20 protein-coding genes are annotated in these 23,790 nt (G+C 72.6%); 14 read left to right on the plus strand and 6 right to left on the minus strand.

Annotated features, from left to right (window positions below; genetic code table 11):
• Positions 1-609, minus strand: coding sequence for a DUF4126 family protein (locus tag ACFZBB_RS20575; protein ID WP_391124218.1), 609 nt, complete (start codon positions 607-609; stop codon positions 1-3).
• A 281-nt stretch (positions 610-890) separates the two neighbouring features.
• Entirely contained in the window at positions 891-1,505 is a 615-nt protein-coding gene (locus ACFZBB_RS20580) for a TetR family transcriptional regulator (RefSeq protein WP_391124222.1), read from the minus strand.
• A 164-nt stretch (positions 1,506-1,669) separates the two neighbouring features.
• On the opposite strand from ACFZBB_RS20580, the gene ACFZBB_RS20585 reads away from it, so the two are divergent.
• The 3 genes from ACFZBB_RS20585 (at position 1,670) to ACFZBB_RS20595 (ending at position 3,703) form a co-directional block, all read left to right on the plus strand.
• Positions 1,670-2,167 carry an SAV_6107 family HEPN domain-containing protein gene (locus ACFZBB_RS20585; protein ID WP_391124225.1) on the plus strand — a complete coding sequence of 166 codons (498 nt, stop codon included), beginning with the start codon at positions 1,670-1,672 and terminating at the stop codon, positions 2,165-2,167.
• Between the two features lie 90 nt (positions 2,168-2,257).
• The gene (locus tag ACFZBB_RS20590; protein WP_391124228.1) at positions 2,258-3,028 is read left to right on the plus strand and encodes a methyltransferase domain-containing protein; all 771 of its coding nucleotides are present in this window, start codon (positions 2,258-2,260) and stop codon (positions 3,026-3,028) included.
• Between the two features lie 246 nt (positions 3,029-3,274).
• Positions 3,275-3,703: a DUF3040 domain-containing protein gene (locus ACFZBB_RS20595; RefSeq protein ID WP_391124231.1), complete on the plus strand. Its 429-nt coding sequence runs from the start codon at positions 3,275-3,277 to the stop codon at positions 3,701-3,703.
• Positions 3,704-4,088: 385 nt separating this feature from the next.
• On the opposite strand, the gene ACFZBB_RS20600 is transcribed toward ACFZBB_RS20595, so the two are convergent.
• The 4 genes from ACFZBB_RS20600 to ACFZBB_RS20615 all read right to left on the minus strand — a co-directional run bounded on the left by ACFZBB_RS20600 (position 4,089) and on the right by ACFZBB_RS20615 (position 9,743).
• Positions 4,089-6,491, minus strand: coding sequence for a transglutaminaseTgpA domain-containing protein (locus tag ACFZBB_RS20600; RefSeq protein ID WP_391124234.1), 2,403 nt, complete (start codon positions 6,489-6,491; stop codon positions 4,089-4,091).
• Positions 6,488-8,005, minus strand: coding sequence for a DUF58 domain-containing protein (locus ACFZBB_RS20605; RefSeq protein ID WP_391124237.1), 1,518 nt, complete (start codon positions 8,003-8,005; stop codon positions 6,488-6,490). The genes ACFZBB_RS20600 and ACFZBB_RS20605 overlap by 4 nt, the downstream gene beginning before the upstream one ends.
• Positions 8,005-9,027 carry a MoxR family ATPase gene (locus tag ACFZBB_RS20610; RefSeq protein WP_188283215.1) on the minus strand — a complete coding sequence of 341 codons (1,023 nt, stop codon included), beginning with the start codon at positions 9,025-9,027 and terminating at the stop codon, positions 8,005-8,007. Before ACFZBB_RS20610 ends, ACFZBB_RS20605 begins: the two co-directional genes overlap by 1 nt.
• A 152-nt stretch (positions 9,028-9,179) precedes the next feature.
• Positions 9,180-9,743: a carbonic anhydrase gene (locus tag ACFZBB_RS20615; protein WP_391124240.1), complete on the minus strand. Its 564-nt coding sequence runs from the start codon at positions 9,741-9,743 to the stop codon at positions 9,180-9,182.
• A gap of 269 nt (positions 9,744-10,012) precedes the next feature.
• Here ACFZBB_RS20615 and mraZ point away from each other — a divergent pair, with 269 nt between their 5' ends.
• From mraZ to ACFZBB_RS20670, 11 genes are all read left to right on the plus strand, one after another.
• Positions 10,013-10,444: a division/cell wall cluster transcriptional repressor MraZ gene (gene mraZ, locus ACFZBB_RS20620; protein WP_355334133.1), complete on the plus strand. Its 432-nt coding sequence runs from the start codon at positions 10,013-10,015 to the stop codon at positions 10,442-10,444.
• Between the two features lie 199 nt (positions 10,445-10,643).
• A complete protein-coding gene (gene rsmH, locus ACFZBB_RS20625) occupies positions 10,644-11,621 on the plus strand; it encodes a 16S rRNA (cytosine(1402)-N(4))-methyltransferase RsmH (protein WP_391124243.1) in 978 nt (325 codons plus the stop codon).
• 356 nt (positions 11,622-11,977) lie between these two features.
• Complete coding sequence (locus ACFZBB_RS20630; RefSeq protein WP_391124246.1) at positions 11,978-12,463, plus strand: cell division protein FtsL; 486 nt, start codon at positions 11,978-11,980, stop codon at positions 12,461-12,463.
• A 66-nt stretch (positions 12,464-12,529) separates the two neighbouring features.
• Complete coding sequence (locus ACFZBB_RS20635) at positions 12,530-14,647, plus strand: penicillin-binding transpeptidase domain-containing protein (protein ID WP_391124249.1); 2,118 nt, start codon at positions 12,530-12,532, stop codon at positions 14,645-14,647.
• A 2-nt stretch (positions 14,648-14,649) separates the two neighbouring features.
• The gene (locus tag ACFZBB_RS20640; RefSeq protein WP_391124252.1) at positions 14,650-16,263 is read left to right on the plus strand and encodes a UDP-N-acetylmuramoyl-L-alanyl-D-glutamate--2,6-diaminopimelate ligase; all 1,614 of its coding nucleotides are present in this window, start codon (positions 14,650-14,652) and stop codon (positions 16,261-16,263) included.
• Positions 16,260-17,720, plus strand: a complete 1,461-nt coding sequence (murF, locus tag ACFZBB_RS20645) for a UDP-N-acetylmuramoyl-tripeptide--D-alanyl-D-alanine ligase (RefSeq protein WP_391124255.1) — start codon at positions 16,260-16,262, stop codon at positions 17,718-17,720. The genes ACFZBB_RS20640 and murF overlap by 4 nt, the downstream gene beginning before the upstream one ends.
• Positions 17,717-18,781, plus strand: coding sequence for a phospho-N-acetylmuramoyl-pentapeptide-transferase (gene mraY, locus ACFZBB_RS20650; RefSeq protein WP_188282125.1), 1,065 nt, complete (start codon positions 17,717-17,719; stop codon positions 18,779-18,781). The genes murF and mraY overlap by 4 nt, the downstream gene beginning before the upstream one ends.
• Positions 18,782-18,834: 53 nt before the next feature.
• Positions 18,835-20,259, plus strand: a complete 1,425-nt coding sequence (gene murD, locus ACFZBB_RS20655) for a UDP-N-acetylmuramoyl-L-alanine--D-glutamate ligase (protein WP_391124716.1) — start codon at positions 18,835-18,837, stop codon at positions 20,257-20,259.
• 97 nt (positions 20,260-20,356) lie between these two features.
• Positions 20,357-21,640 (plus strand): putative lipid II flippase FtsW, encoded by a 1,284-nt coding sequence (ftsW, locus tag ACFZBB_RS20660; RefSeq protein ID WP_355334118.1) that lies wholly within the window; start codon positions 20,357-20,359, stop codon positions 21,638-21,640.
• A gap of 6 nt (positions 21,641-21,646) precedes the next feature.
• Complete coding sequence (murG, locus tag ACFZBB_RS20665) at positions 21,647-22,738, plus strand: undecaprenyldiphospho-muramoylpentapeptide beta-N-acetylglucosaminyltransferase (RefSeq protein ID WP_355334117.1); 1,092 nt, start codon at positions 21,647-21,649, stop codon at positions 22,736-22,738.
• Between the two features lie 120 nt (positions 22,739-22,858).
• The gene (locus ACFZBB_RS20670; protein WP_391124258.1) at positions 22,859-23,650 is read left to right on the plus strand and encodes an FtsQ-type POTRA domain-containing protein; all 792 of its coding nucleotides are present in this window, start codon (positions 22,859-22,861) and stop codon (positions 23,648-23,650) included.
• The last annotated feature ends 140 nt before the right edge of the window (positions 23,651-23,790 follow it).

A 23,790-nucleotide genomic window follows, 5' to 3' on the forward strand; every position in this document is an offset into this window, starting at 1 on the left:
TCAGGTGGGCGCCGGGGTGCCGTCGCGGTTCTTGCGCTCCCTGCGCTCCCTGCGGCGGCGCAGCGCGCGCCGGATCCGGGACAGCAGCAGGAGCACGACGGTCATGCCGAGCACCAGCAGCACCGCCGCGATGATCGCGGCGGGCAGCGGATGGAAGAGCGCGAAGGTGACGATGCTCGCGACGCCCAGGTCCTCGGCGAGGCTGACCACGATATTGCTCGCGGGCTCGGGCGAGGTGTTCACCGCCAGCCTCGTGCCCGCCTTCACCAGATGGCTGGCCAGCGCCGTGGACCCGCCGACCGCGCCCGCCGCCAGCTCCGACAGCGAACCCGACTGCCCGGCCAGCAGCGCCGCCACCACCGCGCCCGCGACCGGCCTGATCACCGTGTGCACGGCGTCCCACGCCGAGTCCACGTAAGGGATCTTGTCGGCCACCGCCTCGCAGAGGAACAGGGCAGCCGCGATCAGCAGCACATCGGTGCGCTGGAGCGAGAGCGGCACCTCGTCGGTGATACCCGCCCGGCCCATCACACCGAGCAGCAGCACGACGGCGTAGGCGTTGATCCCGCTCGCCCAGCCGCTGGTGAAGACCAGCGGAAGTACGGACATGCGCGGGACTCTAGCGAACCCCGCCCACTGTCACTGAGCGAAATCGCGCGGTCATGAGTATCCGTACCTAGACGCGCGGTTGAGTACGTTCGCGGATGGGGCGTCGGCCGGGAAACCGGAAGAGTGGGGACCGCGGACGGGCTTCGGTGCCAGAACCGCCGACACGGGGCGGCGGAAGTACACCGGTCCGTACGTGAACGGGGGGCGCACGGGGGAGGCGCTGTTCTGGCACGGACCGGCGGGGGACCGGACCCTGCCAGAACAGCGCACCCGCGGACCGCTCACTGGCGCGCCGAACGCCCGCCGACCCGGCCCTGGAGCAGCCGGGACAGCGCCGCGTGCACCTCGTCGATACCGCGCTCCGGCTGGAACGCCTGCCAGTCCAGCGCGGCGACCAGCACCATCCCGAACAGCGCGGACGCCGTCAGCGGTACGTCGATCTCGTCGTTCAGCTCACCCGCCGCCACGGCCTCGCCCAGCACCTTCTCGACCACCGCCACCGCCTCCTGACGCAGGATCATCAGCGTGTCCTGCCAGGTGCGGTTGGTGCGCCACAGCTCGGCCACGTAGAGCTGCGTGAAGGACGGGTAGCGCACGATGAAGTCGAGCCCCGCGTGGATCATCGCGTCCAGCGCGTCGACCTTGCCGCCGCCCTTGGCCTCCGCGTCCTGCGCGGCCTCGCGCAGTGAGACGGTCAGCAGACCCACGCCGTGCCGCAGCAACTCCTCGAACAGGTCGTTCTTGCTGGCGAAGTTGTAGTAGACGGTGCCTTTGGCGACCCCGGCCCGTTCGGCGATCTCGTCGACCGTGGTGGCGGAGAAGCCCTGTTCGGCGATGAGGGTGACGGCGGCCTCGTACAGCTTCTGACGAGTGGCCTGGCGTCGTGCGGTGGTCATGGTGCCGATTCTGCCTGTCCGGCGTCCGGCATGTTCACCGGGCACGTTCACCCGGCGGATTCCGGCCACCCCGCGAATGTCCCGTTTTCGGGCGTTACCCCAGGTCAGGACCGATTGTCAGTGGTAGCCCCCACTATGGGTGGCATGGAGAAAGGAGGCTCGCCATGGCAGCTCCCGTAAGCGACATCCATCCTGTGCTGCGCCGCGCCACCGCGTCACCCGCCGCCCTTGACCTGCTCACCCAGGCGCACCTCGGCCTCGAAGAGGCCGCCGTCCTGGAGACTCCGAACGAGCGCTACGCCACCGCCCACCTCGCCGCCCTGCGCACCGCCGCCGCGGTGCTCGCGGTACGCGGCCGACCCGAGCCCGCCCCGCGCCGCCGCCAGCGGATACGCACCGCCTGGGAGGTGCTGCCCGAGGTCGCGCCCGAACTGGCCGAGTGGAGCGCCCTGTTCGAGGCGGGCGCGGCCCGCAGGGCCCGCGCCGAGGCCGGCATAGCCGGAGCCGCGGGCCCCCGCGACGCCGACGACCTGCTGCGCGCAGCGACCATGTTCCTGCGCCTGGTGGAGCGCATGCTGCTCCTCCAGCCCCCGCTCGCGGGCAAGCCGCCCCTGATCCCGGCCCCCGCGGCCGCGGAGCCACCCCGCAAGCGCGCCAACTGACACCCGGCCGCGCGCGGCGGCCACGCCTCGGCCGGGGGCTCTAGAGTGGAGCCGCCCGATGTGACCAGCCCCTGCGAGGAGCCGCGCGCCATGTCCCGTCAAGGAGGGGTGGACCCGATGCGCCCCCGTGCCAGTCTGCGTACCGCCGTGGTGTGGGAGGTCCTCAAGGACGCTCTCGAACGGCGGGCCAAGACCGCGGACACGGCGGCACTCGACGTCCTGGACACCGGCGGCGGCACCGGCAACTTCGCGGTGCCCGTCGCCCGGCTCGGCCACCGCGTCACCGTCGTCGACCCCAGCCCCGACGCGCTCTTCGCACTGGAGCGGCGAGCCGCCGAGGCCGGGGTCACCGACCGGGTCAGCGCCGTCCAGGGCGACGCCCACGGGCTGCCCGACATCGTGCCCCGCGCGAGCTGGGACATGGTGCTGTGCCACGGCGTCCTGGAGTACGTGGACGACCCGGCGGAGGCCGTGCGCAACGTGGTCGGAGCGCTCCGGCCCTCCGGCGCCCTCAGCCTGCTCGCGGCGGGCCGCGGCGGCGCCGTACTGGCCCGCGCCCTCGCCGGGCACTTCGCGGAGGCCCAGCACGCCCTCGGTGACCCGGACGGCCGATGGGGCGACGGCGATTCGCTGCCCCGCCGCTACACCGCGGACCAGCTCACCCGGCTGGTCACCGACGCGGGCCTGCGGGCCGCCGCCGTCCACGGCATCAGGGTCTTCGCCGACCTCGTCCCCGGCGTCCTGGTCGACACCGAGCCGGGTGCCCTGGAGGCGCTGCTGCGGCTGGAGCTGGCAGCGGCGGAGGAGCCCGGATTCCACTCGGTGGCCACCCAGCTCCACGTCCTCGGCGAGCGCGGCTGACGGACCCCGCGAGACCCCGGAAGGACCTCTTCCGCTTCACCCGCCCCCGCCACCGGCCGGAGTAGTCGGTCACAGGCCCCCCGTACCGCCATTGCTGACCGTATGCTGGCATGACGTAACGGCGGACGGGGAATGAAGCCCCCGTCGGATTGGCGTAGTGGGGCGGGTTTCATGGGGGCGAATCCCTGCCTATCCTGAAAGGGTCGGACCGGTCGCCCCCCTGCGACCGACGAGTAGGAGGACTCCGTGCCGCTCTCGGAGCACGAGCAGCGCATGCTCGAGCAGATGGAGCGAGCGCTGTACGCCGAAGATCCCAAGTTCGCGTCGGCGCTTGAGGGAAGTGGGCTGCGCACGTACACCAGGCGGCGTGTCTACCAGTCGGTGGCGGGCTTCCTGGTCGGTATCGCGCTGCTCATGGGCGGCATGATCGCCAAGCAGCCCTGGATCAGTGTGGTGGGCTTCCTGGTCATGCTGGCCTGTGCGGTGCTGGCCGTCACCGGCTGGCGCAAGGCGGGCAAGCCGGGCGAGGCGGCGCCCGCCGCCGGGGCTCCCAGTGCCCCCGGCACACCCGGCCGGCGGCTCAGCCGCCGCAACCAGGCCAAGCGGGGCAAGGTCATGGACCGGATCGAGGAGCGGTGGCAGCGCCGCCGCGACGAGCAGCAGGGTGGCCGCTAGAGGGTCGCTTCCGCCAGCACGGCGCACCGTCCGAGGGTCCCGCACCCTCCCGACGGTGCGCCGATCTTTTTGCCCCCCGTGCGCCCACCTGTCGCCGTGCGGCGAGCCGATCTTTGAGGACGCGGCCCCCTGAGGCCGCGCCTGGCGCAAGGCTTGTGCCCCGTAGGGGCGCTGGGGGCACCTCCCAGCGTTGGCTGGGGGAGGAACTGCGCGGGCAACCTCCCACCGGCCGGTGGTCCGGGAACAGCCGGACTGCCCCGCCGGGGCGGGTGGTGACCTGCGGGAGCGCTCCGGCTGAGCGCGCAGTTCCTCCCGCCCCTGACGGGGCACGCCCCGCGCGGACAGTGCAGCCCCCTGAGGGGCGCCCCACCCGCGCGGTGGGGACTTACGCCTGGCGGGTCAGGCGCCTCCTCAGCGGAGCGACAAGGCGATGCCCGGCCTCGGACAGACGAAGAGTGAACGCGGACCACCGGTCCGAAAGGTGCCAGATCACCCGGGCGGAGGAACGCGGCACAAGCACCGCCCGAAGGCGACCGCGGCGCCCGGCCGCCGCGTGCAGGCCCTCGCGGACGTGCCGGACGTCGGCCGGCAACCCGGTGACCGGCTGGGGCCTGGGCGAGTAGAGCACCTGCTCCACCGCCGTGGCCAGGGCGCCCGCGGAGACCGCGGCCTGGCCGGTCAGACCGCCGTCCTGGACCAGCCGGGCCATCGCCCGCCGCGGGGTCTCGGAGTCGTCCGGCGGTACGCCGTAGTCCCAGCCGGTGTCGACCACCTCGCGCCAGGCGGACAGGACGAGCCCTTCGGCCCTGTCACGTCCGCCGCCGAGCCGTCTGGACCGCTGTCGGCGCCGCCAGAGCATGGGCAGCAGCGGGACGGCCAGCACCAGCAGCGCGAGCAGCGTGAGCACGGCGATCCTGCCGCCGCCGAACCCGCCGCCGCCGGAACCGCCGGAAGCGGCCACCGCCGTGTTGTCGCAGGAGCTCTGCGCCCGGTTGTCGCTGCCGCAGCTCGCGCTCGCAGACGGCGTCGGGGTCGGCGTCGTCGCCGTGCCGTGCTGCCCCTGGTCGGCGGGCTCGTTGGTGCCCGAGGGCGTCGTGGTCTGGGTGTACGAGGGGGCCGTACCCCGGTACGGGGTCGGCTCGAAGCGGGTCCAGCCGATGCCCTCGAAGTACAGCTCGGGCCAGGCGTGCGCGTCCTTGAGGCCCACCGACATCGTGCCGTCCGAGCCCTGCTGCGAGCCGGGGGTGAAGCCGACCGCCACCCGCGCCGGGATGTGCAGCGTGCGGGCCATCGCCGCCATGGTGAAGGCGAAGTGGATGCAGAAGCCTTCCTTGGTGCGCAGGAACCGCGCTATGGCGTCCACGCCGGTGCCCGACTGCGCCTTGGTGTTGTAGACGAACGCGCCCGAGGTGAAGTACCGCTGGAGCGCCAGCGCCTTCTCGTAGTCGTTGTTCGCCGACTCCGTCACCTGCTGCGCGGTCTCCGCGACCACCTTCGGCAGCGAGCCGGGCACCTTGGTGTACTCCTCGGCGACCCGTCCGGTGGCCGGGGGCGCGGCGGCGAGCTGCGCGGCCGTCGGCTGCACCTGCATGCTCGTCACCGCGTACGTCAGACCCGAGGTGTTCTGCCCGCGGTCGCCGATGATCGTCCGGCCCTCGGGCTCGAACCGCCAGTGCCCCGACACGTCGACGCCCAGCGCCGGGAAGGGCATCGGCAGCCAGCCCTGCGCGTAGCCGTCGTCGACCTTCACCGTCGTCTGGACCTTGGAGTACTTCACATCGGAGGCCATGCCCGCGGGCTGCGGCAGCACCGACGGGATGTCCTCGATCTTCCGCTTCGACGGCTGCCACTGCGTGCCGTCGAACTGGTCGAGCGCCACGATCCGCAAGTACATGCTGGACAGATCGGTGGAGTTGGTCCTGTACGTGAGGACTTCGCGGTTGTCCTGCTGGTTGAGGTTGTCCTGGAGGGCCACCACCGGGTTGACCGCGGAGATCGTGCCGCCGCGTCCCGGTCCCGTACCGGTGCCCGAGGTGTCCAGCAGGCCGCTGCCCAGCGACGGCAGCACGGCGGGCGCGACCAGGGCCAGGCCCAGCGCCATCACGCCGATCCTGCGGCCGGTGCGCACCGGGGCCAGCGCCCGGCTGCCGGAGGCCGGGTTGGCGGAGCCGCCCCAGCCGTTGGCCGGCGGACCGCCGCCGAACACCCGGCCCCAGCGCGAGAGCCGGTCCCGGCCCTCGGCCAGGAGCAGCAGCAGGTAACCGGCGGCGGCGACCACGAAGTACAGCCACCGCGCACCGCCGTTGGACAGCCCCGCGGCCACCGAGTACAGCGCCAGCAGCGGAAGTCCCGCGGGGGCCGCGCTGTTGTACGTGACGGCCAGTGTGTCCACCGCGAGCGCGACCACCAGCACACCGCCGACCAGCAGCATCCTGATGCCGGGCGTGACCGGCGCCGGGATGGCGAACTGGCTGACGTCGGTCAGCCCGTCGCGTACCAGGTCGCTGAGGTGGACGAAGGCGTTGGGACCGGGGATGACGCCGCCCAGTGCCTGGTGCGGCGCGAACATCACGGTCAGCACGAGCAGCGAGACCACCGCCTGCGCGAGGACGGTCAACGGCCGGGCCAGCGGCACCCGTCGGGCCAGTGCGCCGACCCCGGACTGGAGTGCCACGAAGAGCACGGCCTGGAACATCCAGCCCGCGGGGGTGGCCAGCGGCAGCAGCGAGCAGGCGGCCATCACGGAGGCGGCCGCCGCACACACCGTCAGCCGGGCACGTCCGCTCATGTTGTGGCCCCTGCCTCTTGCTGTTCCTCGCGTGAGCGGTAACGGTCGGCCCGCTGCCACAGTTCCGGCAGCGAGTCCCCGGCGCGTACCGACAGCACCGTCCAGCCCGCCTCGCGGAGCATCCGCAGCGGTGTCGGGGTGTCGTCGTCCTCGGCGCCGGTCTCCCGCGCGCCGTGCTCGGCCGGGGGTTCCGACCGGGCGCCCGGCTCGCGGGCCGTCCAGTCGTCGCTGTCCAGGACGAACGCGACGGCGCCGCCCGCCCGTTGCCGCATCCGGCCGACGTTGGCCGCCTGCTCCTCCTCCAGGTCGCCGAGGAAGGCCACCAGCAGGCCCTCGTGGCTGGACCGCAGCACCTCGTAGGCGCGGGACAGGCCGTCGCCGTGCGCGCCGTCGGGGCCGGAGCCGGGCGACTGCGCCAGGTCGTCGGAGTGGTCGACCACGGCAAGGGTGTCCAGCAGGACGCCCGCCATGTCCGAGGAGTCGCCGACGTATCCGCCGGTGCCCTCGGGGCCGGGGACGCTGCTGCCGGTGTCGGTCAGCAGCCGTACCGCGAAGCCGCGTTCCAGCATGTGGGTGGAGACCGAGGCGGCGGCCGAGACCGCCCACTCGAACGCCGAGTCGGGGCCCGCGCCGTAGTAGGCGGAGCGCCGGGTGTCCAGCAGGACGGTGCAGCGCGCGCGGTGCGGCTGCTCCTCGCGGCGCACCATCAGCTCGCCGTACTTGGCGGTGGAGCGCCAGTGCACCCGGCGCAGGTCGTCGCCGTGCCGGTAGCCGCGCGGGATGACGTCGTCCTCGCCGGCGAAGGCCAGTGCGCGGGTGCGGCTCTCGCCGTAGCCGTTGGCCTCACCGGCCAGGCGTACCGGCGGCAGCGCCTCGACGCGCGGCACCACGGTGAGCGTGTCGAACGCGCTGAAGGAGCGGGTCAGTTCGCACATGCCGAAGGGGTCGGTCAGCCGCAGTTGCAGCGGGCCGAGCGGGTAGCGGCCCCGCAGGTCGGAGCGGACCCGGTAGGACACCTCGCGGTGGCCGCCGGGCTCCACCCGGTCCAGCACGAAGCGCGGGCGCGGGCCGAGCACGTACGGCACCCGGTCCTGGAGCATCAGCAGTCCGGTGGGGATGCGCGAGACGTTGTCGACCCGCAGGTGCACGCGGGACTCCGACATGGCGGGCACCCGCGAGGGGGCGAGCCGCCTGCTGCCCGCGACCCGGTAGCGGGTGCGGTAGAGGACGGCGACGCAGACCAGCGGCAGGATCGCCAGCAGCAGTCCGACCCGCAGCAGGTCGGGCTGGCCGAGCACGTAGGCGCATATCCCGGCGGCGACCCCGGCAGCGACGAAGGACCGGCCTCGGGTGGTGAGTCCGCCGAGCGCGGTACGGAATCCGCCGCTCGCCTGCTGCGGTCCCGCGGCGCCCGGCGGGCCGCCCTGGCGGCCCTGCGCCGGGCCGCGCTGCGGCTGCGGCGCGGGTTGCGGCGGTCGGGTCGGCGGCGGGGTCCCGGCGCCGGGCGTGGCCATCACAGGCCCCGCAGGCCCTGCGGGCGGGCGGACGGCTTCTGCGGCCAGCCACCGGCCGCCGGGTCGGGCACCGGGACGCGCTGCACGATCTCGGCGACCACCTGTTCGGGGGTGCGCCGGTTCAACTGCGCCTGCGCGGTGGGCAGCAGGCGGTGCGCCAGCACGGAGGAGGCCAGGCCCTGCACGTCGTCGGGCAGCACGTAGTCCCGGCCGTCCAGCGCTGCGGAGGCCCTGGCGGCCCGCACCAGGTGCAAGGTGGCGCGCGGCGAGGCGCCGAGCCGCAGATCGGGGTGGTTGCGGGTGGCGCCGACCAGCGTCACCGCGTACCGCCGTACCGGCTCCGAGACATGCACCATCCGTACGGCCTCGACGAGCTTGACGATCTCGTGGGCGTGCGCGACGGGCTGGAGGTCGTCGAGCGGCGAGACACCGCCGTGCACGTCGAGCATCTTCAACTCGGCGTCCGGGCTGGGGTAACCGATCGAGACCCGGGCGGTGAACCGGTCCCGCTGCGCCTCGGGCAGCGGATAGGTGCCCTCCATCTCCACCGGGTTCTGGGTGGCGATCACCATGAAGGGGCTCGGCAGTTCGTACGTGGTGCCGTCCACGGTGACCTGCCGCTCCTCCATCGACTCCAGCAGCGCCGACTGGGTCTTGGGCGAGGCGCGGTTGATCTCGTCGCCGACCACGATCTGCGCGAAGATCGCGCCCGGCTTGAACTCGAAGTCCCGCCGCTGCTGGTCGAAGACGCTCACTCCGGTGATGTCGGACGGCAGCAGGTCGGGTGTGAACTGGATGCGCCGCACCGAACAGTCGATCGACCGTGCCAGGGCCTTGGACAGCATCGTCTTACCGACACCCGGCACGTCCTCGATCAGTAGATGCCCCTCGGCGAGCAGCACCGTCAGTGCGATGCGGACGACTTCGGGCTTGCCCTCGATCACGTTCTCCACACTGCGGCGCACCCGGTCAGCGGTCGTCGTCAGATCGCTCAGGCTTGCTCGTGCGTCAAAGGTCGTCACCCGGTACTCCTAGGCCATGTTCCTCGGGACACGGTCATCCCTGGACCGGCCCACCCCACTTGCGTGCCGCTCGTGCTCGCGCCGGGCGAGGCAGTGCGGTGCCGCATGATGCATTCTTCCCTTACGCGGCACCCCACGTCACTCGCCTGCCGTTACTTGTTCGTGATTTCCCGGAGTAGACCAGTGTGCACGTCGAAGACGAACCCGCGCACGTCGTCGGTGTGCGCGAGGAAGGGCGAGGTGCGCACCCGGTTCATCGACTGCCGGACATCCTGGTCGATATCGGTGAATGCCTCCACCGACCAGGTCGGCCGCTGGCCGACCTCCCGTTCCAGTTCGGTACGGAAGTCCTCGGTGATGCTCTGCAGGCCGCAGTTGGTGTGGTGGATCAGCACGACGGAGCGGGTGCCCAGCGCGCGCTGGCTGATGGTGAGGGAGCGGATGGTGTCGTCGGTGACCACGCCGCCCGCGTTGCGGATGGTGTGGCAGTCGCCCAGCTCCAGGCCGAGCGCCCGGTGCAGGTCGATGCGGGCGTCCATGCAGGCCACGACGGCGACCTTCAGAACGGGCCTGGCATCCATGCCGGGGTCTTGGAACGCGTCGGCGTAGTGCTGGTTGGCTTCGACGAGCCGGTCGGTAACGGACGCGGTGGCGGTGTCTCCGGAGCGGCCGCTGACGTCGGTCGGCGCTGGGGAACCACTGGCAGATATCGACATGTCTCTGACGGTACGGCTCCGGGTGCCGTTCCACCTGCTGTGAGTTCCCACGAAATTTCGGCTCATAAAGGATAAGCATCGGCAATTCCACGGTGTGTGAGGTAGCCCACACGCCCTCCGGAGTCCACCGGAAAGGGGGTGGCGCGAGGAGACACGAGGGGTGACGCGGAGGTCGCGCGGGACGTGACGCGCCCGGCCCCGCTCTGCGTTGACCGTGGGGGCCGGTGGAGTAAAGTGGCGCGAAGTGGTGCCGTCTGCTGGAGGTGTGCATGTTCCTCGGGACGTACACCCCGCGGCTCGACGACAAGAACCGGCTGGTGCTGCCCGCCAGGTTCCGCGAGCAGTTCGCCGACGGACTGGTGATCACCAAGGGGCAGGAACGCTGCTTGTGCGTGTGGTCGGTCGACGGCTTCAAGGCCGCCACCAGAAGCCTGTCCGACGCCCCGCTGACCTCGAAGGGCGCGCGGGACTACCTGCGCGTGCTGTTCGCCGGGGCGCATGACGAGGTCCCCGACAAGCAGGGCCGGGTCACGGTGCCGCAGCCGCTGCGCGCCTACGCCGGGCTGGTCAGGGACTGCGCGGTGATCGGCGCGGGCAGCCGGGTGGAGATCTGGTCCGCGACCGCATGGGAGGGCTATCTCGCGGCCCAGGAAGACACCTTTTCGGCCCTGTCCGAGGAGGTTCCGCCCGGATTACTGTGAGCGCGGCCCGACCGGTCCGCGCCCCGGCGCACCTGCGCGCACCCCACGCTTTCACTCCGTACCACCGCGCGGACGTACGGCCCGGCCTCCTCCCGCTCTGCCGCTCCGCTGGCACCACTTCCCCGGTGCCAGGGGAACATTTCCTTTCGAGCGGGCGGGGACCCGGTTCTACGTCCCTCGTACCGCCGAGAAGGGCCCCATGAGCGACACCACCCCCGCGCAGCCCCAGCCGCGCCATGTGCCGGTCATGCTCCGGCGCTGCCTGGACCTGCTGGCACCCGCGCTCGCCGAGCCGGGCGCGGTCGTCGTGGACGCCACCCTCGGCCTCGGCGGCCACAGCGAGGCGCTGCTCAGCACGTTCCCCGCCGCCCGGCTGGTCGCGCTCGACCGCGACACCGAGGCGCTGAAGCTCTCCTCCGAGCGCCTGGCGCCCTTCGGCGACCGCGCCACCCTCGTGCACGCGGTCTACGACGAACTGCCCGACGTCCTGGACCGGCTCGGCATCGTCCGCGTCCAGGGCGTCCTGTTCGACCTCGGCGTCTCCTCCATGCAGCTCGACGAGGCCGGCCGCGGCTTCGCCTACGCGCAGGACGCGCCGCTGGACATGCGGATGGACCAGACCACCGGGATCAGCGCCGCCGAGGTGCTCAACACGTATCCGCCGGGCGACCTGGTGCGCATCCTGCGCGCGTACGGCGAGGAGAAATTCGCCCGCAAGATCGTGGACGCGGTGGTGCGCGAGCGGGAACGGGAACCGTTCAGCAACAGCGCGCGCCTGGTGGAGCTGATCCGTACGGCGCTGCCGCAGGCCGCGATGCGCACCGGCGGCAACCCGGCCAAGCGGACCTTCCAGGCCCTGCGGATCGAGGTCAACGGCGAGCTGTCGGTGCTGGAGCGGGCGGTTCCCGCGGCCGTCGGGGCGCTCGCGGTCGGCGGCCGGATCGCCGTGCTGTCGTACCAGTCGCTGGAGGACCGGCTGGTCAAGCAGGTCCTCGCGGCCGGGGCCGCCACGACCGCGCCGCCCGGCCTGCCGGTGGTGCCCGAGCAGTACCAGCCCCGCCTGAAGCTGCTCACCCGCGGCGCGGAACTGCCCACCGAGGACGAGATCGCCGAGAACCGGCGGGCCGCGCCCGCCCGGCTGCGCGGCGCCGAGCGGATCCGCGAGGACGCGCGGTGAGCCAGGACCGGCCGGGGGACCGGCGACGGCCCCCCGGCGACGACCGGGCACGCCGGGACCGGTCACCGGAGGGCCGGCCGGGCGACGGCCGGGCACGCGAGGAACCGGCGCGCGGACGGAGCCCCCGCGAGGACCCCGCCCGTGGCCGCGCCCCGCGCCAGGAACCGCCCCGTAAGCGGGCCGCCGGTCAGGAACCGTCCCGCGAGCGGGCCGCCCGCCAGGACCGGCCGCCGCGCCAGGGCCGCGGGGAGCCGCGCCGCGGGACCGCGAAGGTGCCCGGGCCGCCGCGCGCGCCCGGCCTGTCCGTACGGCCGTCCGCGGGCCGCGGGTCCGCCCGGTCCGCAACCGCCGCCCGTATGCCGTTCGTCCTTCTTGTCGTGACCCTCCTCGCGGGCGGCCTGCTCTCCCTGCTGCTGCTCAACGGAGCGGTCAACCAGGACTCCTTCGAGCTGAACAAGCTTCAAAAGGAGACGAACGGTTACACGGACGAGCAGCAGCAGCTCCAGCAGGAGGTCGATCAGTACGCGGCCCCCGGCGGCCTGGAACAGCGCGCCCGGCAGCTCGGCATGGTGCCGGGCGGCAACCCGGCCTTCCTCAACCCGGACGGCAGCGTCCGGGGCACCCCCGAGGAGGCCACGGCGCCGCCCGCGCCGCCGCCGACCAGCAAGGCGCCGCCGACCCCGACCGGCACGCCCACCGCGACCCCGCCGAGCGGCACCCCGACCGGGGCGGCCGCCGCCGCCGCGACCGGGTCGCCGCCCGGCACCGCTCCTTCGGCCCCCACGACCGCCGGCGGCGCGCACGCCGCCGCCACGACCACTCCCACTCCCCCCGGCAGGTGACTTCGTGAAGCCTCAGCCACCCTCCCCGACCGCCCGTTCCCCGCGCCCCGCGCGGAGGGCCGGCCGGTGAGCGAGCCGAGACGACCGCAGCCGGGCCGCGCCCCGCGCCCCGGCGCGCCGCGCCCCCGCGCGTCCGGAGCGGGCAACGCGGCAGCCGGAGCCGCAGGAGCCCCCGCGGGCCGGATCCGCCGCCCGCGCCCCGAAGGCGCCGCGCCCCGCCCCGCCCAGCGCGCGGGCCAGCGGCTCGGCCAGCGCCCCGCCGCCCCCCGCCCGCGCCGCACCGCCCCGCCGCCCCGGGCCCCCCGCGGCCCCCGGCTGGTCAGGCTCGGCAGGCCCAAGCCCCGGCTGCGGCTGGTCGGCGTCGCCCTCACCCTGGTGATGGCCGCCTTCGTGATCCGGCTGCTCCAGGTCCAGGCCGTGGACGCCTCCACCTACGCGGCCAAGGCCGCGGTGAACCGCTGGGTGACCCACGACGTCACCGCCGACCGCGGCACCATCACCGACCGCTCCGGCGTCGACCTGGCCACGACCGTGGACGCGTACGACATCACCGCCGACCCGTATCTGTTCACCCCGGAGCAGACCAAGACCAAGGACGCGCCGCTCCAGGCCGCCGAACTGCTCGCGCCGATCGTCGGCGGCGACCCGACGGCCATCGCCGAGGCGCTGGCCACCCCCAAGTCCCGCTACCAGGTGATCGCCCGCCAGCAGTCCCCGCAGGTCTGGAACCAGATCAAGGACCTGAAGAAGGCGTTCGCCGCCAAGTACGCCAGGGGACAGGGCGCCAACGTGCTGGCCGGGGTCTTCAGCGAGACCCACACCAAACGCGTCTACCCCGGCGGCGACCTGGCCGCCGGCGTCCTCGGCTTCGTCAACAGCCAGGGTGTGGGCGGCGGCGGCCTCGAATCCATGCTCAACAAGGAACTCGCGGGCAAGAACGGCAAGATCCGCTACGCCCAGTCCGACGGCCGCCAGGTGCCCACCGCGGGCGTCCAGGAACACCCAGCCGTGCCCGGCTCCGACGTCGAACTGACCCTGGACCGGGACATCCAGTGGGCCGCCCAGAGCGCGATCACCGCCCAGGTGCAGAAGTCCAAGGCCGACCGCGGCTATGTGATCGTCCAGGACTCCAGGACCGGCGAGGTGCTGGCCATGGCCGACGCCCCCGGCTTCGACCCCGGCGACCTCGCCCACGCCGACCCGCGCGCGCTGGGCAACGCGGCGATGCAGGACGCGTACGAGCCCGGCAGCGTCAGCAAGCTGATGTCGATGGCCGCGATCCTCGACACCGGCACCGCCACCCCCGACACCCGGGTCACTGTCCCCGGCACCCTGCCGCGCGCCGACCGGGTCTTCCACGACGACGTCGACCACGGCACCTGGTACCTGACGCTCAACGGCGTCCTGGCCAAGTCCAGCAACATCGGCACCATCCTGGCCAGCCAGCAGCTCGGCACGACCCAGCCGCAGGCCAACCGGGTGCTCTACTCGTACCTGAAGAAATTCGGCATCGGCGACCCCACCGGCATCGGCTTCCCCGGCGAGACACCCGGCATCCTGGCCAAGCCGCAGGACTGGAACGCCTCCCAGCAGTTCACCATCCCGTTCGGCCAGGGCCTGTCGGTCAACGCGCTCCAGGCCACCTCGGTCTACTCGACGATCGCCAACGGGGGCGTACGCGTCCAGCCCACGCTGATCCGCGGCACCACGGGACCCGACGGCCGCTACGTCCCCGCGGACCCGGCCAAGAAGACCCGGGTGGTCAGCGCGCAGACCGCCAAGACGCTCTCCACGATGCTCGAATCGGTCGTCGGCGACGAACAGGGCACCGGACTCCACGCGCGGATCGCCGGATACCGCGTCGCGGGCAAGACCGGTACGGCCAACCGGGTGGACCCGGAGACCGGCAAGTACAAGGGCTACACCTCGTCGTTCCTGGGCTTCGCGCCCGCCGACAACCCGCGCGTCACGGTCTCCTGCGTGATCCAGAACCCGACCAGGGGCAGCTACTTCGGCGGCTCCATCTGCGGCCCGGTCTTCAAGCAGGTCATGGAATTCGCGCTCAAGACGCTGAAGGTCCCGCCGTCCGGCACCAAGGCCCCCCATCTGCCGGTCGACTTCGACCCGGCCCAGCCCGCGACGCCGCCCGGCACCGCGAAGCCCGGCACGGACAAGGCGCGGTGATCATGAATTCTGGCTCGCACCCCGGCCAGCCCGGTAACCTCACCGCCGTGCCCAAAGCTGATCAGCCCACCCTCACCCAGCCGGGCGCGCCGCGCCCGACGCGTATCCGCCCCAAAACCCTGCACGAACTCGCGGAACTCGCCGGACCTCTCGCTACGCGGGTGCCGGAGGGCCCCACCGCGCAGGTCACCGGCATCACGCACGACTCGCGCGCGGTCCGCCCCGGTGACCTGTACGCGGCGCTGCCCGGCGCGCGCTTCCACGGCGCGGACTTCGCCGCGCAGGCCGCCGCCGCCGGAGCCGTCGCCGTACTGACCGACCCGGCGGGCACCGAGCGCGCCGCCGCCACCGGACTGCCCGTCCTGACCGTGGACGACCCGCGGGCCCGGATGGGCGAGCTGGCCGCCGCCGTCTACGACCAGCCGGGCGACGGCCTGCTGCGGGTCGGAATCACCGGCACGTCGGGCAAGACCACCACCGCCTACCTCGTCGAGGGCGGCCTGCGGGCCGCGCGCGACGGCGGCACCGGCCTCATCGGCACCGTCGAGACCCGGATCGGCGACGACCGGATCAAGAGCGAGCGCACCACACCGGAGGCCACCGACCTCCAGGCGCTCTTCGCCGTGATGCGCGAACGCGGTGTCGAGTCGGTGGTCATGGAGGTCTCCAGCCACGCCCTGGTGCTCGGCCGGGTCGACGGGGCGGTGTTCGACGTGGCCGTCTTCAACAACCTCAGCCCCGAGCACATGGAGTTCCACGCGGGCATGGAGGACTACTTCCAGGCCAAGGCGCAGCTCTTCACCCCGCGCCGCAGCCGGCTCGGCGTGGTCAACCTGGACGACGCGTACGGCCGCAGGCTGGTCGGCGAGGCCACCGTGCCGCTGGTCACCTTCTCCGCCGAGGGGCGGCTGGACGCGGACTGGCGGGCCGAGGACGTCGAGGCGGGGCTGCACGGCAGCACCTTCACCGTGCTCGGCCCCAAGGGCGAGCGGGTGGACGCCACCGCGCCGCTGCCCGGCCCCTTCAACGTCGCCAACACCCTGGCCGCGATCACCGCGCTGGCCGCCGCGGGACTCGACCCGCAGACCGCCGCCGACGGCATCGCCGCCGTCCCCGGCGTCCCCGGCCGCCTGGAGCGGGTCGACGCGGGACAGCCGTATCTGGCGGTCGTGGACTACGCGCACAAGACCGACGCCGTGGAGCTGATGCTGCGCGCCCTGCGCAAGACCACCCGCGGCCGGATCCACGCCGTGCTCGGCTGCGGAGGCGACCGCGACACCACCAAGCGCGGGCCGATGGGCGCGGCGGTCGCCCGGCTCGCCGACACCGCCGTACTGACCTCAGACAACCCGCGGTCGGAGGACCCGCTGGCCATCCTCGCCGCGATGCTGAACGGCGCGTGCGAGGTCCCCGCGCAGCAGCGCGGGCACGTCATCGTCGAACCCGACAGAGCAGCCGCCGTCGCCGCCGCCGTCGCACGGGCCGAGCCCGGCGACATCGTGGTGGTGGCGGGCAAGGGCCATGAGCAGGGCCAGGACATCGCCGGAGAGGTACGCCCCTTCGACGACCGAGAGGTGCTGCGCGCCGCGATCGAGAAGGACCGACAAGCACTGTGATCCCCCTCACCCTCGCCGAGGTCGCACGCGCGGTCGGCGGGAGCACGCACGACATACCGGACACGGAAGTACGTGTCACCGGCCCGGTGGTCAGGGACTCCCGCGAGGTGGTGCCCGGCGCGCTCTTCGTGGCGTTCGCCGGAGCCAAGGCCGACGGCCACGACTTCGCCGCCGACGTGGTCGCGGCGGGCGCCGTCGCGGTGCTCGCCACCCGGCCGGTCGGCGTACCCGCGATCGTCGTGGACGACGTACAGACCGCGCTCGGCGCCCTCGCCAAGCACGTCATCGAGCGGCTGGGCGCCACCGTGGTGGCGCTGACCGGCTCCGCGGGCAAGACCAGCACCAAGGACCTCATCGCGCAGCTCCTGGAGCGGCACGCGCCCACCGTGTGGACACCGGGCTCGCTCAACAACGAGATCGGGCTGCCGCTGACCGCGCTGAGCGCCGACGAGCACACGCGGCACCTGGTGCTGGAGATGGGCGCCCGCGGTATCGGCCACATCAGCTACCTGACCGGACTGACCCCGCCGCGGATCGGCCTGGTGCTCAATGTCGGCACCGCGCACATCGGCGAGTTCGGCGGCCGGGAGCAGATCGCCCAGGCCAAGGGCGAGCTGGTCGAGGCGCTGCCCGCGGCGGCCGAGGGCGGCATCGCCGTACTCAACGCCGACGACCCGCTGGTACGCGCCATGGCCTCCCGTACCAAGGCGCGCGTCGTGTACTTCGGCGAGTCGGCCAGGTCGGTCGACGGCGTGGACGTCGAGGTGACCGCCGAGAATGTCCGGCTCAACGACCGGGGTCAGGCCGTCTTCACGCTGCGAACACCCACCGGGTGCGCCGACGTGACCTTGCGCCTGTACGGTGAGCACCACGTGTCGAACGCGCTCGCCGCGACCGCCGTAGCCCGTGAACTGGGCATGCCCGTCAACGAGATCGCCACCGCGCTCTCCGAGGCCGGCACGCTCTCGCACTGGCGCATGGAGGTCACCGAGCGGCCCGACGGCGTGACGGTCGTCAACGACGCCTACAACGCGAACCCCGAATCCATGAGGGCTGCCCTGCGCACACTCGCAGCGATGGGCAGATCCACACAGGCGCGCGGGGGGCGCACGTGGGCGGTGCTCGGAAAGATGGCCGAACTCGGCGGGGAAGCACTCGTCGAGCACGACGCGGTGGGGCGGCTGGCCGTCCGGCTCAACGTCAGCAAGCTCGTGGCCGTGGGCGGTACCGAAGCCGCCTGGCTGCAAATGGGCGCCTATAACGAGGGTTCGTGGGGTGAGGAGTCGGTGCACGTGTCCGACGCGGAGGCGGCGATCGACCTGTTGCGCAGCGAAGTGCGCCCGGGGGACGTCGTACTGGTGAAGGCATCGAGGTCGGTCGGCCTGGAGTCCGTCGCCCTGGCGCTGCTCGAAGCCGACGGCTTCGACGGCTCGGCCCGTGAGGGTGCCGCCCTGTGAAGCAGATTCTCGTCTCCGGCGTCCTGGGGCTCTTCCTGTCGCTGGTCGGCACCCCGCTGTTGATCCGCCTGCTGGCCCGCAAGGGCTACGGACAGATGATCCGGGACGACGGTCCGAAGGCGCACCACAGCAAGCGCGGCACGCCCACCATGGGCGGTATCGCGTTCATCCTGGCCACGCTGATCGCGTACGCGGCGACCAAGCTGATCACCGGTGACAAGCCGACCATGTCCGGCGTGCTGGTGCTCTTCCTCTTCGCCGGTATGGGCCTGGTCGGCTTCCTCGACGACTACATCAAGATCGTCAAGCAGCGCAGCCTCGGTCTGCGCGCCAAGGCGAAGATGTCGGGTCAGCTCATCGTCGGCATCGCCTTCGCGGCGCTCGCGCTGAACTTCAAGGACTCCCGCGGCCAGACCCCGGCCTCCACCAAGCTGTCGTTCACCACCGACTTCGGCTGGTCCATCGGCCCGGTGATCTTCGTGGTCTGGGCGCTGTTCATGATCCTGGCGATGTCCAACGGCGTGAACCTCACCGACGGCCTCGACGGCCTGGCCACCGGCGCCTCCACCATGGTCTTCGCCGCCTACACCGTCATCGGCGTGTGGCAGTACGGCCAGTGGTGCGGCGCCCCGGTCAGCGCCAACGGCGCGTGTTACGAGGTCCGCGACCCACTCGATCTCGCGGTGGTCGCGGCGGCCCTGATGGGAGCCTGCTTCGGCTTCCTGTGGTGGAACACCTCACCGGCCAAGATCTTCATGGGCGACACCGGCTCGCTGGCCCTGGGCGGCGCGCTCGCGGGCCTGGCGATCTGCTCCCGCACCGAGATGCTGCTGGCCATCCTCGGCGGCCTCTTCGTCCTGATCACGATGTCCGTGATCATCCAGGTCGGCTCCTTCCGGCTCACCGGCAAGCGGGTCTTCCGGATGGCGCCACTCCAGCACCACTTCGAACTGAAGGGGTGGAGCGAAGTCCTGGTCGTGGTCAGATTCTGGATCATCCAGGGCATGTGCATGGCCGTGGGACTCGGCATCTTCTACGCGGGCTGGGTGGCCGCGTCGTGACGACCGATTCCCCGGCGTCCCCGGCCTCCGCGTCCGCCGCCGGGCAGGGCTTCGTGAACCCCGACTTCACGGACCTGCGCGTCACCGTCGCCGGGCTCGGCGTCTCCGGCGTGCCCGCCGCGAAGGCGCTGCACGCCCTCGGCGCCCGCGTCACCGTCGTCAACGGCGTCGCGGGCGAGCGGCAGCGGGCCGAGGCGGCCGAGTTGGAAGCGCTCGGCATCACCGTGCGCCTCGGTGACGGCGCGACGCTGCCCGAGGGCACCGAACTCGTCGTCACCGCCCCCGGCTGGAAGCCGAGCAGCCCGCTGTTCACGGCCGCCGCCAAGGCGGGCGTGGAGATCTGGGGCGACGTCGAACTGGCCTGGCGGCTCAGGAAGCCCGGCGCGGCCCCCTGGCTCGCGGTCACCGGCACCAACGGCAAGACCACCACCACCCGCATGCTCGCCGCGATCCTCACCGCGGCGGGCCTGCGCACCGCGGCCGTCGGCAACATCGGCGTCTCCCTGCTCGACGCGGTCCTCGGCGACGAGCCGTACGACGTCCTCGCCGTCGAGCTGTCCAGCTACCAGCTCCACTGGGCGCCCAGCATCCGCCCGCACTCCGCCGCCGTGCTCAACCTGGCGCCCGACCACCTCGACTGGCACGGCTCGATGGCGGCGTACACCGCCGACAAGGGCCGGATCTACCAGGGCAACCAGGTCGCCTGCGTCTACAACCGCGCCGACCCGGAGACCGAGCGGCTGGTTCGCGAGGCCGACGTCGAGGAGGGCTGCCGGGCGATCGGCTTCACCCTCGACGCGCCCCGGCCCTCCGACTTCGGCCTGGTCGACGGCATCCTGGTCGACCGCGCCTTCGTGGACGACCGGGTCAACAGCGCGCAGGAGCTGGCCGAGACCGCCGACGTCAACCCGCCGGCCCCGCACAACATCGCCAACGCGCTGGCCGCCGCCGCCCTCGCCCGCGCCTACGGCGTCGAACCGGCCGCCGTACGCGAGGGCCTGCGGGCCTTCCGTCCGGACGCGCACCGCATCGCCGAGGTCGCCACCCGCGACGGCATCACCTGGGTCGACGACTCCAAGGCCACCAACACCCACGCGGCCGAGGCGTCGCTGGCCGCGTACCCGTCGATCGTCTGGCTCGCCGGCGGCCTCGCCAAGGGCGCGGTCTTCGACGACCTGGTCATCAAGTCCGCCGACCGGCTGCGGGCCGCCGTCCTGATCGGCGCCGACCGCGCCCTGATCCGTGAAGCGCTCGCGCGACACGCGCCCCAGGTCCCGGTGGTCGAGCTGGGCCGGACCGACACTGGGGCGATGGCCGCCGCCGTCGCCGTGGCGCGCGACCGGGCCCAGCCCGGCGACACCGTTCTGCTGGCACCGGCCTGTGCGTCGATGGACATGTTCGCCAATTACAACGTGCGCGGCGATATGTTCGCGGAAGCCGTCCGGCGCCTGGGCGCCGACGACAGCGACGAGCCCTAGCCGCAGGTGCCGTGCGGCGCCCTCGCTCCGATGGAGGTCCCATGACGGCCACTGCGTCCCCCCGCCGCCCCGCGCACCGCCCCCGCGGGGGGCGGGTATGAGCACGTACCCGGCCCGGCAGCGCGGCAGCGCGCTCCGGGGCGCGGCCCGGCTCCCCGAGCGGGTACGCGCCGCCTGGGACCGCCCGCTGACGGCGTACTACGTCATCCTCGGCGCGGCCCTGCTGATCACCGTGCTCGGCCTGGTGATGGTGTACTCCGCCTCGATGATCCAGGCGCTGCGCTACGGCCTGCCGTCCACGTACTACTTCCGCAAGCAGCTCCTCGCGGTCGCCCTCGGCTCCGTGCTGCTCTACGCCGCCGCCCGGATGCCGGTCAGACTGCACCGCGCGCTCGCGTACCCGCTGCTGCTCGGCGCCGTCTTCCTGATGTGCCTGGTCCAGGTCCCCGGAATAGGGCAGACGGTCAACGGCAACACCAACTGGATCTCCATTGGCGGCCCGTTCCAGATCCAGCCCAGCGAATTCGGCAAGCTGGCCCTGGTGATGTGGGGCGCCGACCTGCTCGCCCGCAAGGGCGACCGGAATCTGCTGATCCAGTGGAAGCACCTGCTGGTGCCACTCGTGCCCGTCACGTTCCTGCTGCTCGGACTGATCATGCTCGGCGGCGACATGGGCACCACGATGATCCTCACCGCGATCCTCTTCGGCATGCTCTGGCTCGCGGGCGCCCCCACCAGGCTCTTCGCGGGCGTGTTGTCCGGCGCGGCGGCGCTGGCGGCCCTGGCCATCATCACCAGCCCCAACCGGATGGGCCGGCTGCACTGCATCGCCGCCACCGACCCCGGCACCAACGACCAGTGCTGGCAGGCCGTGCACGGGATCTACGCCCTCGCCTCCGGTGGCTGGTTCGGGTCGGGACTCGGGGCGAGTGTGGAAAAATGGGGTGAACTCCCGGAGCCGCACACCGACTTCATCTTCGCCGTAACCGGGGAGGAATTGGGTCTGGCGGGGACGCTGTCGGTACTCGCCCTCTTCGCGGCACTAGGCTACGCGGGTATCCGCGTGGCCGGTCGTACGGAGGACCCCTTCGTCAGGTTCGCAGCGGGTGGCGTGACCACCTGGATCACGGCCCAGGCCGTGATCAACATCGGTGCGGTGCTCGGCCTGCTGCCGATCGCCGGAGTCCCGCTCCCGCTGTTCTCCTACGGAGGTTCAGCCATCCTGCCGACCATGTTCGCGATCGGGCTGCTCATCTCCTTCGCGAGAAACGAGCCCGGAGCGCGAGCGGCCCTGGCCATGCGGGGGCGTAGTGCTTTCAGCGGGGCAATGACACGGACGATGCGGCGGTACGTCACCAGGCGGCCGTCCGGAGAGCGGTGAATTTCGGTGCATGTCGTACTCGCCGGCGGGGGGACCGCCGGCCACATCGAGCCTGCGCTCGCGCTCGCCGATGCCCTGCGCAGGCAGGACCCGACCGTGGGCATCACGGCCCTCGGCACCGAGAAGGGCCTGGAGACCAGGCTGGTGCCGGAACGCGGTTATGAACTGGCGCTCATCCCGGCCGTCCCGCTGCCGCGCCGCCCCACCCCGGAACTGATCACCGTCCCCGGACGGCTGCGCGGCACCATCAAGGCCGCCGAGCAGATCCTGGAACGCACCAAGGCGGACTGCGTGGTCGGCTTCGGCGGCTACGTGGCGCTGCCCGGCTACCTGGCCGCCAAGCGGCTCGGCGTGCCGATCGTCGTGCACGAGGCCAACGCGCGGCCGGGCCTGGCCAACAAGATCGGCTCGCGGTACGCGCACGCGGTCGCCGTCTCCACCCCCGACAGCAAGCTGCGCGACGCCCGTTACATCGGCATCCCGCTGCGCCGCACCATCGCCACCCTCGACCGGGCCGCCGCCCGCCCCGAGGCCCGGCACGCGTTCGGCCTCGACCAGAACCTGCCCACCCTGCTGGTCTCCGGCGGCTCCCAGGGCGCCCGGCGGCTCAACGAGGTGATCGCCACCGTCGCGCCGCGGCTCCAGCAGTCCGGCGTGCAGATCCTGCACGCGGTCGGCCCCAAGAACGAGCTCCCGCGGTCCGACAACATGCCCGGCATGCCGCCGTACCGCCCGGTCCCCTACGTCGACCGGATGGATCTCGCCTACGCCGCTGCCGACATGATGCTGTGCCGTGCCGGTGCCATGACCGTCGCCGAACTGTCCGCGGTCGGACTGCCCGCCGCCTACGTGCCGCTGCCCATCGGCAACGGCGAACAGCGGCTCAACGCCCAGCCGCTGGTGAAGGCCGGCGGCGGCCTGCTGGTCGACGACGCCGAACTCACCCCCGACTGGGTGCTGGGACACGTGCTGCCCGTCCTGACGGACCCGCACCGCCTGTACGACATGTCGCGCGCGGCCGCCGAGTTCGGCCGCCGCGACGCGGACGACCTGCTGGTCGCCATGGTGTACGAGGCGGTGGCCGCGGGCCGCCGCTGACGGTGGCCGCCGCGCCGAGGGCGTGTCCCGCGGCGCGGCGGACCGGGCCTGGCACGATAGGGCCCGCGGGGCGCGGACGCGCTCCGCATCCGTCGACGCGGGGAGGCCGGGGTGACCGGGGTGACCGGGACGCAAGCGAAGCCGGTCGGCGCCGACCGGGACGGGGCGGCGTCCGGCACCGGACGGCGCCCGCGCCCCCGGCCGACCCTCCCCAGCCGCCGGACGGCGATCATCACACTGGTCGTCCTCACCGTCCTCGTCGCGGGCGGCACCTGGGCCGTCTACGGCTCCTCCTGGTTCCGCGCCACGCGCGTGACCGTCACGGGCAACGACGTGCTGACGCCGCAGCAGATCGAGCGCGCCGCGGGCGTACCGCTGGGCGGCGCGCTGGTCTCCGTGGACACCGGCGCGGTCCGCAGGCGGCTGCTCGCCGCGCTGCCGCGGATCGGCCATGTGGACGTGGAACGGTCGTGGCCGCACACGGTCCGGGTGAAAGTGACCGAACGAACGGCCTCCGCCGTACTGAAAAGCGGCGACAAGTTCACCGAAGTGGACCCGGGCGGTGTGCGATTCGCGACCGTCGACACCGCGCCGCGCGGCGTACCGCTCGTGCAATTGACGCCGGATCAGTCGCCGAGCCTTCGGCATTTCGGAACAAAGAGCCTGCTGCGGGCCGCCATTGCGGTCGCCGCCGATCTTCCGGAATCGCTGCACGGCCAGGCGACCGCGATCCGGGTCCGTTCCTACGACAACATCACCGTCGAACTCTCGCGCGGACGCAGCGTGATGTGGGGGAGCGCGGAACAGGGCGCGCGGAAGGCCGCGGTGCTCAATGCGCTCCTGAAGGTCCAGCCACACGCCTCCCACTACGACGTGAGTGCCCCCAGCGCCCCTGCGGCGTCAGGGAGTTGACGCCCCTTATGGCATTATTCGACCCCTGGCCCAGCAGCCGGTGACGTGATCACATAGGGTCAAAAGAAAAACGGTAGGTTCGGCGTGTTCGTTGAACCACTACCGCTTGTCGACTTAGTGTCTCGTCCCAAGGAACACAT

Origin of the sequence: Streptomyces sp. NPDC008139, from assembly GCF_042957025.1 — a bacterium.
In the GTDB taxonomy this organism is placed as follows: domain Bacteria; phylum Actinomycetota; class Actinomycetes; order Streptomycetales; family Streptomycetaceae; genus Actinacidiphila.

Coding starts and splice junctions, on each gene's coding strand:
- ACFZBB_RS20575 (WP_391124218.1), bottom strand. CDS start 609: ATGTCCGTACTTCCGCTGGTCTTCACCAGCGGCTGGGCGAGCGGGATC.
- ACFZBB_RS20580 (WP_391124222.1), bottom strand. CDS start 1,505: ATGACCACCGCACGACGCCAGGCCACTCGTCAGAAGCTGTACGAGGCC.
- ACFZBB_RS20585 (WP_391124225.1), top strand. CDS start 1,670: ATGGCAGCTCCCGTAAGCGACATCCATCCTGTGCTGCGCCGCGCCACC.
- ACFZBB_RS20590 (WP_391124228.1), top strand. CDS start 2,258: ATGTCCCGTCAAGGAGGGGTGGACCCGATGCGCCCCCGTGCCAGTCTG.
- ACFZBB_RS20600 (WP_391124234.1), bottom strand. CDS start 6,491: ATGAGCGGACGTGCCCGGCTGACGGTGTGTGCGGCGGCCGCCTCCGTG.
- ACFZBB_RS20605 (WP_391124237.1), bottom strand. CDS start 8,005: ATGGCCACGCCCGGCGCCGGGACCCCGCCGCCGACCCGACCGCCGCAA.
- ACFZBB_RS20615 (WP_391124240.1), bottom strand. CDS start 9,743: ATGTCGATATCTGCCAGTGGTTCCCCAGCGCCGACCGACGTCAGCGGC.
- mraZ (WP_355334133.1), top strand. CDS start 10,013: ATGTTCCTCGGGACGTACACCCCGCGGCTCGACGACAAGAACCGGCTG.
- rsmH (WP_391124243.1), top strand. CDS start 10,644: ATGAGCGACACCACCCCCGCGCAGCCCCAGCCGCGCCATGTGCCGGTC.
- ACFZBB_RS20630 (WP_391124246.1), top strand. CDS start 11,978: ATGCCGTTCGTCCTTCTTGTCGTGACCCTCCTCGCGGGCGGCCTGCTC.
- ACFZBB_RS20640 (WP_391124252.1), top strand. CDS start 14,650: ATGAATTCTGGCTCGCACCCCGGCCAGCCCGGTAACCTCACCGCCGTG.
- ftsW (WP_355334118.1), top strand. CDS start 20,357: ATGAGCACGTACCCGGCCCGGCAGCGCGGCAGCGCGCTCCGGGGCGCG.